General features: G+C 67.9%; 16 protein-coding genes. 6 read left to right on the top strand and 10 right to left on the bottom strand.

What is annotated here, in order from left to right:
* Window positions 1-136: 136 nt before the first annotated feature.
* From U3A55_RS03275 to U3A55_RS03260, 4 genes are read left to right on the top strand one after another with little or no spacing between them, the layout of a single operon-like run.
* Window positions 137-3,493, top strand: coding sequence for an efflux RND transporter permease subunit (locus tag U3A55_RS03275; protein ID WP_330990101.1), 3,357 nt, complete (start codon window positions 137-139; stop codon window positions 3,491-3,493).
* The gene (locus U3A55_RS03270; protein WP_330990100.1) at window positions 3,490-4,239 is read left to right on the top strand and encodes a TrmB family transcriptional regulator; all 750 of its coding nucleotides are present in this window, start codon (window positions 3,490-3,492) and stop codon (window positions 4,237-4,239) included. The genes U3A55_RS03275 and U3A55_RS03270 overlap by 4 nt, the downstream gene beginning before the upstream one ends.
* A gap of 41 nt (window positions 4,240-4,280) precedes the next feature.
* Window positions 4,281-5,027: an ABC transporter ATP-binding protein gene (locus U3A55_RS03265; protein WP_330990099.1), complete on the top strand. Its 747-nt coding sequence runs from the start codon at window positions 4,281-4,283 to the stop codon at window positions 5,025-5,027.
* Window positions 5,024-6,634 (top strand): hypothetical protein, encoded by a 1,611-nt coding sequence (locus tag U3A55_RS03260; protein ID WP_330990098.1) that lies wholly within the window; start codon window positions 5,024-5,026, stop codon window positions 6,632-6,634. The genes U3A55_RS03265 and U3A55_RS03260 overlap by 4 nt, the downstream gene beginning before the upstream one ends.
* On the opposite strand, the gene U3A55_RS03255 is transcribed toward U3A55_RS03260, so the two are convergent.
* Both U3A55_RS03255 and U3A55_RS03250 read right to left on the bottom strand, forming a co-directional pair.
* Complete coding sequence (locus U3A55_RS03255) at window positions 6,631-7,899, bottom strand: MFS transporter (protein ID WP_330990097.1); 1,269 nt, start codon at window positions 7,897-7,899, stop codon at window positions 6,631-6,633. The genes U3A55_RS03260 and U3A55_RS03255 overlap by 4 nt on opposite strands.
* Before the next feature lie 104 nt (window positions 7,900-8,003).
* Window positions 8,004-8,525 (bottom strand): GNAT family N-acetyltransferase, encoded by a 522-nt coding sequence (locus U3A55_RS03250; protein ID WP_330990096.1) that lies wholly within the window; start codon window positions 8,523-8,525, stop codon window positions 8,004-8,006.
* A gap of 107 nt (window positions 8,526-8,632) precedes the next feature.
* Here U3A55_RS03250 and U3A55_RS03245 point away from each other — a divergent pair, with 107 nt between their 5' ends.
* Window positions 8,633-8,905: a hypothetical protein gene (locus U3A55_RS03245; protein WP_330990095.1), complete on the top strand. Its 273-nt coding sequence runs from the start codon at window positions 8,633-8,635 to the stop codon at window positions 8,903-8,905.
* A gap of 1 nt (window position 8,906) precedes the next feature.
* On the opposite strand, the gene U3A55_RS03240 is transcribed toward U3A55_RS03245, so the two are convergent.
* The 4 genes from U3A55_RS03240 to U3A55_RS03225 are packed head-to-tail and all read right to left on the bottom strand — an operon-like array spanning window position 8,907 to window position 11,534.
* Window positions 8,907-9,284 (bottom strand): acyl-CoA thioesterase, encoded by a 378-nt coding sequence (locus tag U3A55_RS03240; RefSeq protein ID WP_330990094.1) that lies wholly within the window; start codon window positions 9,282-9,284, stop codon window positions 8,907-8,909.
* A gap of 29 nt (window positions 9,285-9,313) precedes the next feature.
* Complete coding sequence (locus U3A55_RS03235; protein WP_330990093.1) at window positions 9,314-10,234, bottom strand: hypothetical protein; 921 nt, start codon at window positions 10,232-10,234, stop codon at window positions 9,314-9,316.
* A 26-nt stretch (window positions 10,235-10,260) separates the two neighbouring features.
* Window positions 10,261-10,710, bottom strand: a complete 450-nt coding sequence (locus U3A55_RS03230) for a GNAT family N-acetyltransferase (RefSeq protein WP_330990092.1) — start codon at window positions 10,708-10,710, stop codon at window positions 10,261-10,263.
* The gene (locus tag U3A55_RS03225; RefSeq protein WP_330990091.1) at window positions 10,707-11,534 is read right to left on the bottom strand and encodes an MBL fold metallo-hydrolase; all 828 of its coding nucleotides are present in this window, start codon (window positions 11,532-11,534) and stop codon (window positions 10,707-10,709) included. Before U3A55_RS03225 ends, U3A55_RS03230 begins: the two co-directional genes overlap by 4 nt.
* An 80-nt stretch (window positions 11,535-11,614) precedes the next feature.
* Between U3A55_RS03225 and U3A55_RS03220 the strand changes: the two genes are divergently transcribed.
* Window positions 11,615-12,268: a helix-turn-helix domain-containing protein gene (locus U3A55_RS03220; RefSeq protein ID WP_330990090.1), complete on the top strand. Its 654-nt coding sequence runs from the start codon at window positions 11,615-11,617 to the stop codon at window positions 12,266-12,268.
* On the opposite strand, the gene U3A55_RS03215 is transcribed toward U3A55_RS03220, so the two are convergent.
* Genes U3A55_RS03215 through U3A55_RS03200 form a run of 4 tightly spaced genes read right to left on the bottom strand, consistent with a single transcriptional unit; the run spans window position 12,265 to window position 16,227 of the window.
* Window positions 12,265-13,065: an ABC transporter permease gene (locus U3A55_RS03215; RefSeq protein ID WP_442978260.1), complete on the bottom strand. Its 801-nt coding sequence runs from the start codon at window positions 13,063-13,065 to the stop codon at window positions 12,265-12,267. The two genes, U3A55_RS03220 and U3A55_RS03215, sit on opposite strands and share 4 nt — an antisense overlap.
* A gap of 1 nt (window position 13,066) precedes the next feature.
* Entirely contained in the window at window positions 13,067-13,951 is an 885-nt protein-coding gene (locus tag U3A55_RS03210; RefSeq protein ID WP_442978259.1) for an ABC transporter permease, read from the bottom strand.
* A 17-nt stretch (window positions 13,952-13,968) separates the two neighbouring features.
* Window positions 13,969-15,096 (bottom strand): ABC transporter ATP-binding protein, encoded by a 1,128-nt coding sequence (locus tag U3A55_RS03205; protein WP_330990087.1) that lies wholly within the window; start codon window positions 15,094-15,096, stop codon window positions 13,969-13,971.
* Window positions 15,097-16,227, bottom strand: coding sequence for an ABC transporter substrate-binding protein (locus U3A55_RS03200; RefSeq protein WP_330990086.1), 1,131 nt, complete (start codon window positions 16,225-16,227; stop codon window positions 15,097-15,099).
* Window positions 16,228-16,358 lie beyond the last annotated feature (131 nt).

Here is a 16,358-nt window from a genome sequence, read left to right as displayed (position 1 = left end):
CCTTCGGTCGCGTGACAGATAGGTTCACACCCCGCGGGCGGACGTGTCGGTTCCAGAAAGGCTATGTACCGAACGCCATTCGATACGAACGAGATACACCTGTGAGTACCTTCCTACTGACAACGGTGGTGGTTGGGTGAGTCGGTTCGACCGCCTCGTCACCGCCGTCACCGACCACAGCAAGGCAGCGATAGCAATCATGGTGCTGTTGACGGTCGTCGTCGGCGCCGGTGCGCCGATGGTCGAGCAGTCGTCGTCGCTCAGCCAGTTCCAGAGCGACACGACGGAGTCCCAGAAACTCGACTACATTCAGGACAACTTCCAGACCGGCGACCAGAACACGACGACAGTCCAGATAATCATGCGCGGGGACGACGTCCTCGCGAAAGACCAACTCCTCGCGGGCCTCGACCTCCAACAAGACCTCAGGGAGAACGAGACCGTCGCGCCCTCGCTGGTGAACGACTCGCCGACGACGGGCGTGGCGAACGCCGTCGCGACGACCGCCATCCGCCAGGAGGAAGCGGCCGACCTCGAACAGCGCCGCCAAACCGTGAACGAGACCGCGGCGACGCTCCGCGGCGCGCTTACGGAACTCCGCCAGAACCCGAACGCGTCCGTCGAAGCCGCGTTCTCTGACGTGCGTGCGAGCACCTCCGTCGACCTGAACGACACGGACTACGCGACGTTCGAAACCGCGGCCCAACAGCTCCGGAACGCCTCCAGTGAGGAGGCGACTCAGGAGGCGTACACGCTCGGTACGCAGAGCGTGCTCGCGAACGAGTACGCCGACCTCCAGGAACGCGCGAACGCCCTCCAGAACGCCGACTCCCCCACGCTAGCCGAACAGAAATCCCAGCTGGAGTCGATGAACGCGAGCGAGGTCGAATCCCTCGTCACCACCGTCCTCGGGAACGGGAACGGCGGCAGCGGTGGCGGCGTACTCGCGCTCATGCCGACGGACTACGAGACCGGGAGCGCGTCCGCCGACGCGACGATGATCGTCGTCACGCAGACCGCACAAAGCGACAGCGAGATGGGGTCCGCGAGCAACCGGCTCGTCGACACCCAGACCGCGATGCAGGACATCGCGACCTCCCGGAGTGACGGGAACACGTACATGGTGTTCGGCGGCGGTATCATCGCCGACGAAATCACGCAGTCCATGACGGACAGCGTGCTCATCGTCGGACCGCTCGCGCTCATCTTCGTCCTCATCACGCTCATCATCGCGTACCGCGACCTCCTCGACATCGCGCTCGGCCTCGTCGGCATCGTCGCGGTACTCGTGTGGACGTTCGGCTTCATGGGCTGGACGAACATCGACTTCAACCAGATCTTCATCGCGGTGCCCGTGCTGCTCATCGGACTGAGTATCGACTACGCGATACACATCTTCATGCGGCACCGCGAGGAGCGCGAGGCCGTCGAGGAAGGACCGCGCGGGTCGATGCGGGTCGCGCTCGCCGGCGTCGGCATCGCCCTCATCTGGGTGACTGCGACGACGGTCATCGGGTTCCTCTCGAACCTCGTCAGCCCCCTCCCGCCGATTCAGGACTTCGGTATCGTCAGCTCCGTGGGCATCACCGCCGCGCTCCTCGTGTTCGGCGTGCTGATTCCCGCGCTGAAGGTCGAACTCGACGAGTTCCTCGAATCCAAAGGATTCGACCGGAAGAAGCGCGCGTTCGGGACGGGCGGCGGCCGCCTCGGAAAGGCGCTCACCGTCGGCAGCACCGCGGCGAAGAAGTCGCCGTGGCTCGTCATCCTGCTCGCCGTCCTCCTCAGCGCGGGCGGCGCGTACGGCGCGACGCAGGTCGACACCTCGTTCAGTCAGACCGACTTCATCGCGGAGGACCCGCCGGCGTGGATGGAGGACCTCCCGGAGCCGTTCGCACCCCACGACTACACGGCGAAGAAGAACCTCCAGTACGTCAACGACAACTTCCTCCGCCAGGACTCGCAAGCACAAATACTGATAGAGGATGGCGTAGCGAGCGATAATACGCTCGAACGCCTCTACGACGCCCAGCAGGCCGCCGGTGAGAAGAACGTGACCGTCACGCTCTCAGGCGACGAAGCCGCTATCACCAGCCCGCTCACGGTGATGGAGCAGGTCGCGGCGCAGAACGAGACGTTCGACGAGACGTACACCGCCGCCGACACTGACGGGAACGGCGTCCCCGACCGGAACATCGCGGGCGTCTACGACACGCTGTTCGCCGTCGCGCCCGACCAGGCCGGCGGCGTCATCGCACAGTCCGATGGCGAGTACGAGGCGCTCCGGATGGTCGTCTCCATTCAGGGCGGCGCGTCCGGCGGCGAGGTCACCGAACAGATGCGCGCCGTCGCGGCAGTCGTCGACGGCGGCGGCCTCACCGCCACCGCGACAGGCCAGAGCATCCTGTTCAAAATCGTGCAGGACCAGCTCCTCCAAACCGTCATCGAGAGCCTCATCGTGACGCTCGTCGCTATCGTCGTCTTCCTGATGGCGGCCTACCGGCTCACCGAGGGCAGCGCCACGCTCGGCCTCGTGACGCTCCTCCCCGTGGTCTTCAGCGTCGCGTGGATTCTCGGGACGATGTACCTCGCGGGCATCCCGTTCAACGTCCTCACGGGGATGATCACGAGCCTCACGGTCGGACTGGGGGTCGCGTACAGCATCCACTTGAGCGAACGGTACAACCAGGAGCTCGAACGCCGCGAGAACGCGTTCGACGCGCTCACCGTCGCGCTCAAGGGCACCGGCGGCGCGCTCCTCGGGAGCGCCGCGACCACCGTCGGCGGGTTCGGCGTGCTCGTCTTCGCCGTGCTCCCGCCGCTCCAGCAGTTCGGCATCATCACGGGCATGACCATCATCTACGCGTTCCTCGCGGCCGTGCTCGTGCTCCCGAGCCTCCTCGTCGTCTGGACGCGGTACACGAACCCGCTCGGCGGCGACGAGTTCGAGGACGACGACGGCAACGGCGGCGCCGGTTCCGACTCCGTAGCTGATGTCGGTGAGGGCGCGGTCGACGCGCCGACCCGCGAGGCCTCACCCCGGTTCGTCCAGCCCGGCGGCGACGCCACCGTCGTCCTCCACATCCCCGAGCTGTCCGGGCGTGCCCTCCTCCGCGAGGACGCACCCGTCGCCTCCCTCGACCACGTGGACCCCGAACCGCTCAGCGCCACGGTCCACGACGGCACGCTCTACGCCGTCTGGGAGACGGACAACCCGACGCCCGCACGCGTCGAGTACACCGTCACGGTTCCCGACGACGCACACGACAACGAGACCGTTTGCTTCGACGGCGAACTCCGCACCCCCAGCGGCGCGGCGAGCATCGAGGGCGACGGGTTCGTCACCGTCGTCAGCGACGTGTTCGAACGCATCGTCAGCGAGGGCGAAGTCAGCCAGCAGGACCTCGCGCTCGCCGCCCAGCAACTGGAGGCAGGTGCGCTGTCGCCCGAGCAGTACGAACGCATCCACGAACAGTGGCTGACCCAGGAAGAATGAACAAGTCGGACGCGGTCGACGCCCTCGCCCGATTGGGGCTTTCGACGTACGAAGCCCGCGTGTTCGTGGCGCTCCAACGCCTCGGCACGGGTACGGCGAGCGATGTCGCCGAGGTCGCGGACGTCCCGCGGTCGCAAGTGTACGGCGCCGCCGAGGACCTCGAACACGCCGGACTCCTCGAAGTCCAGCAGACGACGCCGCGGCGCTACCGGCCGGTGTCGCTCGATGCGGCGCGCGACCACCTCCGGGAGCGCTTCGAGACCGACCGCGACCGCGCGTTCGACTACATCGAGTCCGTACAGGGCGACCTCGCGGACAGCGAGGACGGCCACGAGGCCATCTGGACCGTCACCGGCACGGACGCCGTCACCGACCGCATCGTCGAAATCATCGAGGACGCCGACGACCGCGTACTGTTCGGCACCGGACTCACGGCGTTCTTCCCGGATTCCGTCCGGAACGCGCTCGTCGAGGCCGACGACCGCGGCGTCGCCGTGCAGGTCGTGAGCGAGGACGCCGACGTCATCGCCGCCGCGTCCGACGTTGGTCTCGAAACCAGCGGCCTCGCCACCCCGATGGAGCCAGCGCCGCCGTCGAGTCGCGTCACGCTCGTCGACGGCGACACCATCGTGCTCGGCGTGCACGACGGCGCGACCGAGACCGCGATGTGGAGCGCGAACTCGCGGTTCGCGTCCGTGCTCACGGAGTCCCTGGAGTCCTGGTTCGCGAACGAACTCGACGTGTAGCTCCCGGAACTTATTCCTCACCGGGCCAACGACACCCGGGTATGCCTACCCCCGCTATCGAGGCAGCCGGCCTCACCAAGCGCTACGGCGACGAGACCGCCGTCGACGGACTCGACCTCTCCATCCCGCAGGGCACCGTCTACGGGTTCCTCGGACCGAACGGCGCCGGGAAGACCACGACGATGCGGATGCTGACGACGCTCACGAAACCGACGCACGGCACCGCCTCCGTCGCCGGCGCGTCCATCGAAGACCGGGACGCGCTCGTGAAACGAATCGGCTACCTCCCGGAGGAACCGCCACTGTTCGACGAACTCACCGGCCGCGAACAACTAGAGTACATCGCCGGCCTCCGCGACCTCCCGCCCGCGGACGCCACCGAGCGCATCGACTCCCTCCTCGAACGATTCGGATTGGCTGACGACGCGGACAAACGCATCAGCGCGTACTCGAAGGGAATGAAGCAGAAAGCCGGCATCGTGCAGGCGCTCCTCCACGACCCGGAAGTCGTGTTCCTCGACGAACCCACATCGGGCCTCGACCCGCGCGCCGCCCGCACCGTCCGCGACACCATCGCCGACCTCGCCGAGGACGAAACCACGGTGTTCCTCTCCAGTCACATCCTCTCCGTCGTCGACGAACTCGCGGACACTGTCGGCGTCCTGTTCAAGGGCGACCTCGTCGCCGAAGGCGGCCCCGAAGCCCTCAAGAAACGCGCAGAGACCGGCGAACAGCAGAGCCTCGAAGACGTCTTCCTCGAAGTCACCACGGAGGTAGACGGCACGTGAAAACCCCGAACGTCGGTCACGCCCTCCTGTTCGCGCGCGTCGAAACGAAGCGCCGCATCCGCGTGCTCTTCCGAAGCCGCCTCCAGGGCGGCGCGCTCGCCGTTGCGGGCCTCTTCCTCGTCGTGTTCAGCATCGCGGCCGCCGTCGGCGCGTTCAACATCGGTGAATCCCTCTCGGGGACCGTCGACGCCGACGTCGTCCAGTACGGCCCGCTCGCCGCCGCCGCACTCTTCCTCGCGTCCACCGGCCTGACCGGAATCCGCATCGTCGGCGAACAGGGCGAACTCGACCACGAAGCCGGAATGCTCACCACCATCCCCTACAGGGACGCCGTCCTCGGCCTCCTGTTCGCCGAACTCGTCGGCGTCGCCGCGTACGCCGCGCTCCCCACGCTCTGCGTATCCGTCGCACTCGCCATCGGCGCCAACTCGCCCGCCCTTGGCGCGTCCATCCTGGTCGTCGCGACGGCGCTCGGCCTGCTCGGCACGGTCACCGGGCACGCGCTCGGCTACGCGCTCCGCTACGCGTTCACCGCGAGCGAGCGACTCTCAAAGTACAAGACGCCGCTCGGCGTCGCCGTCTTCCTCGCATACATCTACGTCGTCGGCGTCTCACAGGACGCCTCGTTCTTCATGCCCCTCCTCGACGCGGTCGGCGCGACCCCGCTCGGCTGGGTCGGCCTGCTCCCGTTCGCCGTCATCGACTCCGCCTCCCTGACGGACGCTACCGTCGGCCTCGCGGTCGCCGTCGTCGCGATTCCCGTCCTACTCGCGGCCGCCGTCCGCGGCGCGGGCGCCGCCTGGTACGTCGACGAGGCCCACACCGAGTCACGCGTCGAACGCGAGGAAACCTCCGTCTCCGCCGGCCCCCTGGAGCGCGTCGTCGGACGACCCGCCGCGTGGGTGGCGCGCACCGCCTGGACGCGCGCCCGCCGCGCCCCCATCAAACTCGTGTTCGTCATCTACCCCGCGTTCGTCCTGCTCACGCCCGTCACGCAGGCCGTCCAGACCGGAGAGGTGCCCGCGACGCTCCCCGCCATCTTCGCCGTCTACGGCGCGTGGGCGGCCGGCGCGGGATTCGCGCTCAACCCGCTCGGCGACGAGGGCGCGATGCTCCCCGTCACCCTGACGAGCGGCGTGCCAGGCCGGTCGCTCGCGCGCGGTCTCGTCGCCGCGGGTGCGCTCGCCGGCGCGTCCGTCGTCCTCCCGATCGCCGTCGCCGCAGCCGTCCTCGTCCCCTTCGACCCCGTTCAGGTCGGCCTGCTCGTCGTCTCCACCGCCGCCCTGCTCGTCGGTGCGTGTATGCTCGCGACCGGCGTCGGCGCGCTGTTCCCGCGCTTCGAGGGCGTCCGCATCTCCCGGAGCCGTCGCGTCGTCGCGCCGAGCCTCATCGCGTTCGGAATCTACTCGCTCGTCCTGCTCGTCGTCGCCGCACCCGGCCTCGCCACGCAGGTGCCCGCGGTCGCGGACACGCTCGCCGACCGACTCGGCCTCGCCGCCAGCCTCGTGCAAGCGCTCGGAACGCTCCTCACCGCCGTACTCGTCGGCATCTGCGGGTACGTCAGCTATCGCGTCGCCGGCTCCAAAATAGACGAGTACACCCTCTAGTCCTGCGGCGAAGCACCTTCAACGCGTCCCGCGTCGGGGTCGACGGTCTCCGCGACCTGCGTGTACACGAGCACCAACCCGACCAACGCGAGCACGCCGCCGAACACGAACGGCGCCGCGTAATCGATAGTGTAGAGCGCGCCCGCCGCGAGCGGGCCGATAGCCGTTCCGAGACCGAAACTCATCGTGAGGACGCTGAGCTTCGTTCCGGAGTCACCGTGGCGCGCGAGGTCGCCCGCGAGCGCGAACCCTGGCGCGAACACCATCGCACCGGCGACGCCCTGCACGAACCGCGCGGTTATCATTTGCGCGGGCGTCGTGACGAACCCCTGGGCCAGCGTCGCGGGCGCGAGGATGACGAGGCCGAGCAGGATGAACGGCCGGCGGCCGTACCTGTCGCTCAGCCGCCCGACAGGTACCTGCACGAGGACTTGCGCGAGGACGAACGCCGCGAACTCAACGCCGAACAGGAAACTCCCCTGATCGAGGCGGGCGTTCACGTGCGTCTCGATGGCCGCCAGGAGGGCGATGCCGATGGCCATGAAGAGCGACGCGAGGCCGAGCGTGAACACGGGGTCGAGCACGCCGCGGTTCCCGGAGTTCAAGACCTCGATGGAGAGGTCTTCGCCCGCGCTCGCCTCCGTGTCCTCCGAGTCCTCGACGAGCGTGTACACGAGAACCGTCGCGACCAGCGCCGCGCCGGCCGCGAACGCGAACGCGGCGTTGTACCCGTAGAGGTGGACGAACGTCCCGGCCGCGATGGGGCCCAGGCCGAACCCGAGCAGGCGGAACGTGTTGAACACGCCCATGCTCTCCCCGCGGCTCTGTGCGGAGGAGAGTTCGTTCACGAGTGCGATGGTCGCCGGCACGGTGAACGCGACGCCGATACCCTGGAGCGCGCGAATGCCGAACAGGCTGAAGTAGCTGCCCGCGAGGACGTACGAGAGGTTCGTTACGGTGAGAATGGCGAGCCCGGCGATGATGAATATCTTACGCTTCCCGAGTCGGTCGCTCCACCGGCCCGTAAAGGGCTGTGCGAAGCTGTTGAGGAAACCGAACAGGGAGAGCACGATACCGGTCGCGAGGCCGAGCGAGAGCGTGGTCGAGAGGCCGAACAGTTCGACGAACACTCCCGACTCGCCGCCCCCGACGAGGTGTTCGATGTAGAGCGGGAGGACGACGATGAGGAAGGAGTTCCCGATGGAGTCGGCCATCCGCGCGAGCGCGAGGACGATGATGCGGCGGTCGGTGTCGAAGACGCCCATCAGGCGACCCCTCCGTCGACGTGCCACAGTAAAGACTCAGCAGGCGAGACTGGCATACTGACCGCTTGTTCAGTCCGCGGGAAGTAGGTGACGGCTTCGGTAACCTACTCCTCGACGCACTCCGTGCGCGCCGCGCTCTCCGCGCCCGCGTCCACGCTCTCGAGCGGGACGCCGTGCTTCCGCATCACCACGTGCGGAAGCGACACCGACCCCGACTCGAGGGTGACGCGACGCACGCGCTCGTAGCCGTTCGCGTCGTAGAACCCCACGCTGGGGAGGGACGCCCACAGCGAGAGCGCCGCACAGCCCGCGTCCGCCGCCTCGGATTCCAGTCGTTCCAGCAGGCGCGTCCCGAGTTCGTCGCGCGCGTGGTCGGGATGGACGCAGACGGCGCTCACCTCGCAGCGCTCGGGCCGCACCCAGCCCCAGCCCACGACGGCGCCGTCGCGCTCCGCGACGACGTGCACGCCGTCGTCGAAGTCGTACGCGTCGGGGTCGCGTTCGCGCGCCCACCGGTCCAGCTCGTCGTCCGTGTAGTGCCCGGGGCCGAACGCCCGCGCGGACGCGGTCTGCACGGCGGCGACCGCGGACGCGTCGGCCGGCGAGGCGTACCGAAGTGTCGTCATACACGCATCGACACTCCCCGTATCCCTCCCCGTGTCGGTCCTGCAGACGCGACCTGTCGCTCGCCGGGACGGCGGGGTTTTTCACCGCGGAACCCCGAGACGACGCCATGAGCGACGACACAGAGTTCGAGGACGTGCGCGCGCAAGCGAAGTCGGCGCTGGACGCCGAGAATCTCGACTCCATCTACCTCGGACTGCTCCACGAGGACGGCGCGCCCGAGTTCTACTTCGGAAGCACCGTGGAGGGCCGCGACCTCCACCACGCCGCCGTCGACCAACTCGGGATGTTGACGCGCGTGCTCGCCGACCGCTCCGACCTCACCCCCGAGGAACTCGCGAACCTCGCCGCCGAACGCGCCGACGAACTCGCCGTCCAGTAGCCTATTCGAGCGCGGCCCGCCACGCATCGGGGAGGTCGCGCGGCCGCCCCGCGTCGTCTATCGTCACCTGCGTCGACTCAGCGGTCGCGATTCGCTCCTCGTTCTGCGTCACCTCGTACGCGAGCGTGAAACTCGACGTGCCCACGTCCTCCGTGCGGACGGACACGTCCACGCTCGTCGGCTCCGTCACTGGCCGCTCGAAGTCGAACTCCAGATGCGCGAGCACGACACGGGAGTCGTCCAGACTGATGCCCAGATACGCTTCGAGATAGTAGCGTCGTCCCTCCTCGACGAGCGTGGCGAACGTCGCGTTGTTCGCGACGCCGACCGTGTCGAAGTCCTGATAGCGCACGTCCACCGTGCGCGTGTACTCGAACATACGCGGTCTCGGGCGGCGAGGGGGAAAAGCTAGTTCATCGCGAGCGCCGTCTCCTCGACGGCGCGCCCGAGTGCGTCCCGCACGCGTTCGATGGCCGCGCTGTCCGCCTCGCACGCGTTCTCCATGAGCACGGTCTCGCTCGGGAACAGGCGTTCACCGAGTTCGAGGCCGTGTTCGCGCGCCGTCGACCCCGTGACCGTGAGGTACGCGCCGATACCGGCGTCCGCGATGGCGGCCTCCTCCTCGACACCGGGCTCGGGGTACACGAAGTCCAGGCCCTCCGCGGCGCGCGTGCCGAGCACGGCCTCGACGAGACGCTCGTAGCGCGGACTGATACAGAACGGCCCCTCGTAGTTCGCGACGAACTCGCGGTCGAGCGCGTCCGTCGGCCCCGACGCCACGGCCTCGTGGGTCGCGAGCAGCGTGTGGTAGACCGTGTCCCCGAGGCCGGTGACGACACGCACGTCCGTGTCGTGCGGGTCGATGCGGTCGTTCACGTCCGCGAGCGACGTGAGGGGGTCGGGTTCGAGCCCGACTACCTCTTCGAGGACGAGGTCGGCGCTGTCGAACCCGAGCGCGAACTCGTGCGTGCGGAGCGCGCGGAACGGCTCCTCGCGGCCGACGAGGTGCACGTCCACGTCCCCGAGGTCGATGGTGACGCTGTCGAAGACGACCCGGCGCGGGAAGCCCGCGCGGTCGTCCCGCAGCAGAGTGAAGTCGGGAGCGCGGGCGTCACCGGGCGTCGAATATTCCGCGAGCCGGTCGTACACGCCCGCCGCCGCGTCCTGCTTGTCTTTCGTCACCGCCTTCTCGTACCGGAGGACGTTCGACACGTCGTCCGCGACCGCCGCGGCGTCACCGGTCGCGTCGGGATGGCCCGCCAGCCGGTCGAGAACGGCTTCCAGCGGGCGGCCCTTCCGCGGCACGGCAACGTGGACGGTCTCACTCATCACCAGAAGGAAGCGGTCGCGTCGGTTTACTGATTGCGGTTCAGACGCTTCTCCATCTCCACGTGCGGGATACCCGCCTCGTCGAACACGTCGCTCGTCGTCTCGTACCCGAGGTGGAGGTAGAACGACTCCGCGTGCGTCTGCGCGTGCAGAACGAGGCGGTCGTACTCCCCGCGCGCCGCGTCCTCCAGTTCGTCCATGAGCGCCCGCCCGATGCCTTCCTCGCGGCGTTCCTTCAGCGTCGCGACGCGCTCCACCTTCCCCGTCTCCGCGTCCGCGTCCTTCGGGCGGAGCCGCGCGGCCCCCACGGGCGTCTCGGTGTCGTCGTACGCGACGAAGTGTCGAGTCTTCTCGGCCTCGTCGTGCTCGTCCCACTCCAAGTCCTCGGGGACGCCCTGCTCCTCAACGAACACCTCGCGGCGCACGCTGAACGCGTCCGCTCGCGCCGCCTCCGAGGTGGCTTCGACGACCCTCACAGGTCCACCCGGTCCCCGATTTCCACGAGTTCGAGGCGGTTCGGCGCGTCGAAACTCCGGACGTGCGGCCGCAACGCCTCGGGGTTCGCGGTGAGGCCCTTCCACATGTCCCAGTGCGTCGGCAGCAAGCGGTCGAGGTCGAGCTGGCGCGCGGCCTCCGCGACCTCGGCCTCGTCGCTGTACCACTTCGTGTATTTGGGTTCGCGGGTCTCCTTGTCCGGAATCGTGCCGGGCGACCCGAACGCGAGCGCGCCCAGGTCGATGTCGTACTCGCGGCCGACGCGCTCCAGGCCCTCGTCGGGCTTGGTGTCGCCGCCGTGGAAGAAGATACCAGACTCGTGCTCGAACACGTACGAGACGGGGTCGGTTGCGTCCGGGTCGTGCGCGTACTCGACGTGCACCGTGAACTCGCCGAGTTCGAACGACTCGCCCTCGGAGACGGTCTGGAACTGGTCGGTGCCGAGGTCGTAGGCGGCCTGCCAGTTCTCCTCCTGTGTCACGGCGACGCTCGCGCCCGGGCCGTAGAACGTCGCTTCGGCGTTCGCGAGAATCGGTCCCTGCGTCTCCCCGTGCACGTGGTCGGTGTGCTCGTGGGTCGCCAGCACCGCGTCCGCGTCCGCCACGTCCGCGGGGTCGAACGGAACGGGAATCATCCGCACCGTCCGCGGCGGGTCACCCGTCCCCACGTAGGGGTCCACGTAGACCGTGGTTCCCTCGCGTCCCTTGAGCACGAAGCCGTTACAGCCGAGATACCAGACGGCGACGGTGTCCGGGTCGGCGGCCGCGACCGCCGTCGGCAGCCAGTCGCCCCAGTCGCTCTCCATACCGCGTGGGTGTCTCGGAACCGCCCTAAGCGTTCGGGAAACTCGGAGGAACTATCACCCGTCCGACCGTTGAGGGGACGATGAGCCTCATCGCCGAGTTCCGGCTGACCGGCCCGGACCTCGTCCTCTATCACGCCCGCAGCGCCGTCCCCGATATCGACGTGAACGTCCAGCACGAAGTCGGAACCGACCCCGAACGCCCACTCATCTTCTTCTGGGCGACCCCGACCAACGACGCCGACGACGGCGCGCTCAACGAGTTCGACGACGCACTGCACGCCGACCAATCCGTCTCGAACGCCGTCCTCCTCGACGACCTCGACGACCGCCGGCTCTACCGCGTCCAGATCAGTGAACACCACGACACCGTGCTCTACCCGTCGTACGTCGATTTGGGCGCGGCACTCGTCGGTCTCTACGGCGCGCCGTCCGGCTGGCGCGTGGAGATGCGGTTTCCCGACCGGGACACGCTCGCCGACTTCCGGGAACAGTGCGCGAGCAACGACATCGCGTTCTCCCTGCGGCGGCTCTACGAAGGTATCGACACCGACGCCCCGGACGCCCTCACGGACGCTCAGCGCGAGGCGCTGCGGGTCGCGCTCGACTGCGGCTACTTCGGCGTGCCACGGGAGGCGACGCTGTCCGACATCGCGTCCGAGCTCGGCGTGTCGACGCAAGCGGCGTCAGAACGAGTGCGGCGCGCCGTGGAGGCGCTCGCGGAGAACGCCGTCTAGAGCTGTTTCGCGAGCCAGTCCATGTTCATCACCGCCGCAGCGATGAGCACGCCGGCGATAGAGGCGAGAACGAGGAACGCGGAGACGACGCTCACCATCGGCGTGAGCGAGGATTCGAGCGACGTCCACGCGAGCACGGGCACCGTCTTCACGTAGTAGCTCTTCAGGAAGAGCGCCATGATGAACTCCTGAAGGCTGACGATGAACGCGATGACGGCGGAGATGATGACGCCGCTCCGGACGTTCGGCAGCACGACGTGATAGAACACCCGGGAGGGGCGCGCGCCCAGGTCCATGCCGGCGTCGCGGAGGTCCCAGTCGAAGCGCGCGAACACGGACTGCATCACGAAGAACACGAGCGGCGTCGCCCACAGGGTGTGCGCGACGACGATGTTGAGGTACGCGCTCGTGAACCCGATGCGGTTGACGTAGATGAGGAGCGTCAGCCCGATAACCACCGGCGGCAGCAGGAGCGGCAGGAGGATTATCGGCGGGAGCACGCGAGTGAGCACGGAGTCGGAGCGCTGCACGGCGAGCGACCCCGTGACGCCGAGCACGGTCGCGAGCACGGACGCTCCGATGCCGATGACGGCGCTGTCCACGACCGCGCTCAGCCACTCCTCGCTCGCGAAGAACTCCCCGTACCAGCGCAGGCTGTACTCGCTCGGCGGGAACGTGAGGTACTCGCCCTGCTGGAAGGACGTGACGAACACGACCAGGATGGGGAGCATGATGACCGCGAACAGCAGCCAGTAGCCCGCGCGGAAGAGCACGTCTTCCACGCGCTCGCGGGACACCCTAGACATCCTGCACACCCCCGATAGAGCCGGTGAACAGACGCATCACGGCGAGCGACACGACGAGCATTCCGCCGAGCATCAGGAGGCTGAACGCCGCGCCGGTCGGCCAGTCGAACGCCGTGAGCATCAGGCTCTCAATCTCCATCGCGAACGTCGTCTGTTGGCCGGACCCGAGCTGGCTCGGGGCGGCGTACGCGCCGACGCTCCACGCGAACGACACGACTGTCGCGACCGCGATACCGGGGAGCGCCTCGGGGACGACGACCTCGAGGAACGACCGCGGACGCGACGCGCCGAGGTCGCGCGCCGCCTCGACGGTGTCCCAGTCCATCGTCGACAGCACGCTGTAGATGGCGAGCACCGCGTACGGGAAGACGATGTAGACCTGGCCGACGACGGTTCCGAACATTCCGGGCGCGAACTGAATCGGCGACCCGATGAGTCCGATACTCATCAGCACGTTGTTCAGGACGCCGTTCGGCGCGAGGAGCGGCCGCCACGCGTACGTCTTCACGACGAGCGTTGTGAGGAGCGGGAGGATGATGGAGAACAGCAGGAGCGACTTCCGGAACCCCGTCGCGCGGTAGGCGGCGTACGCGTAGAACAGCGCGAGCAGGACGGCGACCGTGGTGGCGATGACGCCGAGTTTGAACGAGAAGAACACGAGGTCGTGGTAGAGTCCGGAATCCAGGACGGACCGGTAGGCGTCGAGCGTGAATCCCGACTGGTAGGGTCCGGCCTGCGCGCTCTCGTTCAGGCTCATCCGAACGAGGATGAGGAAGGGAACGACGAAGAACACGAGCTCGAACGCGGCGAGCGGCGCGACGAGCAGGACGCTCTCGGTGTCCCGGCTCTTGATGCGGCGACCGAGCCACGCGAACATGGACTCGGACTCCGACACTACTCACCACCTCGGCCCACGCGCTCGCCGTCGCCCGCGAACGCGAGGAGGTCGCTCGAGTCCCAGGACACGTCGACGGTGTCCCCGACCTCGAACGCGGTGTCCGAGCCGACGCTCTGCTCGAAGAACAAGCTCTCGCCCGCGATGTCGACGTAGAACCGGACCGAGGACCCCCGGTAGAGCACGTCAGTGATGTCGCCCGACAGCGCGGTCGTCGAGTTCGCTGAAACCGTGCTGCCGCCGTCCGCGGCGGTCGCGGGCGTCACGTCCAGTTCTTCCGGCCGGAAGGAGAGCGTGAGCGCGTCGCCCTCCGAGACCGCGGCGTCGCCCGTCGGCACCTCGATATCGGCGTCGAACGCGGTGTCCGCGACGACGCCGTCCGCGGTGACGGATTCGACGGTGGCGTCCACGAGGTTCGTGTCCCCGAGGAACTCCTCGATGAACAGGCTCACGGGGTCGTCGTACACCTCGCGGGGCGCGCCGACCTGCTCGATCTGGCCGTTGTTCATGATGGCGATGCTGTCGGCGAGCGTGAACGCCTCGTTCTGGTCGTGCGTGACGTGAACGAACGTCGTCTCGACCTCGTCGTGGATGTTCCGGAGCTCGAGCTGCATCTGCTCGCGCAGCCGCTTATCGAGGTTCGAGAGCGGTTCGTCGAGCAGGAGTACGTCGGGTTCGATGGCGAGCGAGCGAGCGAGCGCGACGCGCTGTTTCTGCCCGCCGGAGAGGTCGGTCGGGTCGTGGTCCGCGAAGTCGCTCATCTCCACGACCTCCAGAATCTCGCGGGCGCGCTCCTCGCGCTCGTCGCTACTCACGCCGTCCATTTTCAGGCCGAACGCGACGTTCTCCAGCACGTCCTTGTGCGGGAAGAGCGCCCACGACTGGAACACCATCGACGTGTTCCGCTCGTAGGGCGGCTGGTCGGTCACCGGCTCGCCGCCGATGTGCACGTCGCCGTCCGTCGGCGTTTCGAGGCCGCCGAGCATCCGGAGGGTTGTGGACTTCCCGCAGCCCGACGGGCCGAGCAGGCAGAGGAGCTCGCCGTCGTCCACGTCGAGGGTGAGGCCGTCCACGGCCGTGAGGTCGCCGTACTCCTTGCGGAGGTCGGAGAGTGTGACGGACGCCATTTAGTTCGTCTTCATCTCTTTGACTTTGGTCGAGAACTTATCCGAGTAGTCGGCGAGTTCTCCCCAGCGCGGAAGCGCCATGTTCTGCGCTTCCTCCGCGGTGCTCGGGAGGTACTCGCCGAGGTCGCCCGCGTACGACATGTCCTCGGTCGTGAAGAACAGCGGGTGGTTCTCGGACCACTTGCTCTGGACTTCGGGGTCGAGGAGCATGTTGATGAACTCCTCGCCGAGCGTGCGCTTGTCCGTGCCGCGCACGACCGCCCAGTTGTCCATGTAGCCGGCGTTCGCGTCCGGCATCGAGAACGACACGTCCGGGTGGCTCTCCATGTCGTAGTAGACCTGGCCGAAGTACCACTGCGCGGCGTCGATGGTGCCGCCCTGGAACTGCCGCCAGATGTCGGTCCCGGAGTTCGCCCAGCCCGTGATGGGCCACTCTTCGAGGGTGTTAATGAGGTTCTCGTGGTACTGCTCCTGGTAGAGTTCGTTCGCGCTCGGCGCGGCGTCCGTCCCGACGCCCGCGCCGAGCAGGGGATAAATCCAGAACCCGCCGTCGACGCCGACGCCGGCGGAGTTCTTCACGGTCTCGCTCGTGAAGTCGCTCCACGTCTCCACCGGCTGGTCGAGACTGTTGTTGTAGAGGATGGTGAGCGGCGCGCCGTCCGCGGGGGCGCCGTGCGAGATGGGACGGATGTCCTTGTAGTGCTGCATGACGTTGTCGATGTTCGGGATGTTCTCCTCGTAGCGGAGTTCCTCGAACAGGCCGGCGTTCCGGCCGTTGTAATAGATGGGTTCGCAGGTGACCGTCACGTCGAACGGCGGGTCGTCCGCGGGCGCGGACTGAATCTTCGCGAGCAGGCTGTTCCAGCCCGTGTTCACTTCGAGTTCCGCGTCGAACCGCGACTCGAAGATGGGCTTGATGGCCTGACGGAAGCGTTCGCCGTAGTTCCCGCTCCACGCGGTCACGCGGAGCGTCGTTGTACTGTCGCCGCCACCACCGAGCATCCCAGTGCAGCCAGCGAGGCCGGTCGTCGCGGCCGCGCCGGCCGCGCCGAGGAACGCCCGGCGGCTCGCAGAGCTGTGATTGGTGTCTCGAGGCATCGCTTCTCGCTCGTCCTGGCTATTGCCAGACATACCCGGCCACAAACGCCGGGTCACGGAAAAGGGTGGTGGCTTCGGAACTCGGTATGGGACGCAACACCAAGGATTTCGCGGAGTTCGTTGATTGCGGTTCGCCGCCGTAAGCGTCGGGGTTAAACGGCGTG

The organism is Salarchaeum sp. III (assembly GCF_036418315.1).
Taxonomy (GTDB): domain Archaea; phylum Halobacteriota; class Halobacteria; order Halobacteriales; family Halobacteriaceae; genus Salarchaeum.
Note: the sequence above shows the minus strand (reverse complement) of the source record. Positions and strands in the feature narration are given on the sequence as shown.

Bases quoted from the DNA above. Each gene is read 5' to 3' on its own strand.
- U3A55_RS03270 (WP_330990100.1), top strand. From the start codon at position 3,490: ATGAACAAGTCGGACGCGGTCGACGCCCTCGCCCGATTGGGGCTTTCG.
- U3A55_RS03265 (WP_330990099.1), top strand. From the start codon at position 4,281: ATGCCTACCCCCGCTATCGAGGCAGCCGGCCTCACCAAGCGCTACGGC.
- U3A55_RS03255 (WP_330990097.1), bottom strand. From the start codon at position 7,899: ATGGGCGTCTTCGACACCGACCGCCGCATCATCGTCCTCGCGCTCGCG.
- U3A55_RS03250 (WP_330990096.1), bottom strand. From the start codon at position 8,525: ATGACGACACTTCGGTACGCCTCGCCGGCCGACGCGTCCGCGGTCGCC.
- U3A55_RS03245 (WP_330990095.1), top strand. From the start codon at position 8,633: ATGAGCGACGACACAGAGTTCGAGGACGTGCGCGCGCAAGCGAAGTCG.
- U3A55_RS03240 (WP_330990094.1), bottom strand. From the start codon at position 9,284: ATGTTCGAGTACACGCGCACGGTGGACGTGCGCTATCAGGACTTCGAC.
- U3A55_RS03235 (WP_330990093.1), bottom strand. From the start codon at position 10,234: ATGAGTGAGACCGTCCACGTTGCCGTGCCGCGGAAGGGCCGCCCGCTG.
- U3A55_RS03225 (WP_330990091.1), bottom strand. From the start codon at position 11,534: ATGGAGAGCGACTGGGGCGACTGGCTGCCGACGGCGGTCGCGGCCGCC.
- U3A55_RS03220 (WP_330990090.1), top strand. From the start codon at position 11,615: ATGAGCCTCATCGCCGAGTTCCGGCTGACCGGCCCGGACCTCGTCCTC.
- U3A55_RS03210 (WP_442978259.1), bottom strand. From the start codon at position 13,951: ATGTTCGCGTGGCTCGGTCGCCGCATCAAGAGCCGGGACACCGAGAGC.
- U3A55_RS03205 (WP_330990087.1), bottom strand. From the start codon at position 15,096: ATGGCGTCCGTCACACTCTCCGACCTCCGCAAGGAGTACGGCGACCTC.
- U3A55_RS03200 (WP_330990086.1), bottom strand. From the start codon at position 16,227: ATGTCTGGCAATAGCCAGGACGAGCGAGAAGCGATGCCTCGAGACACC.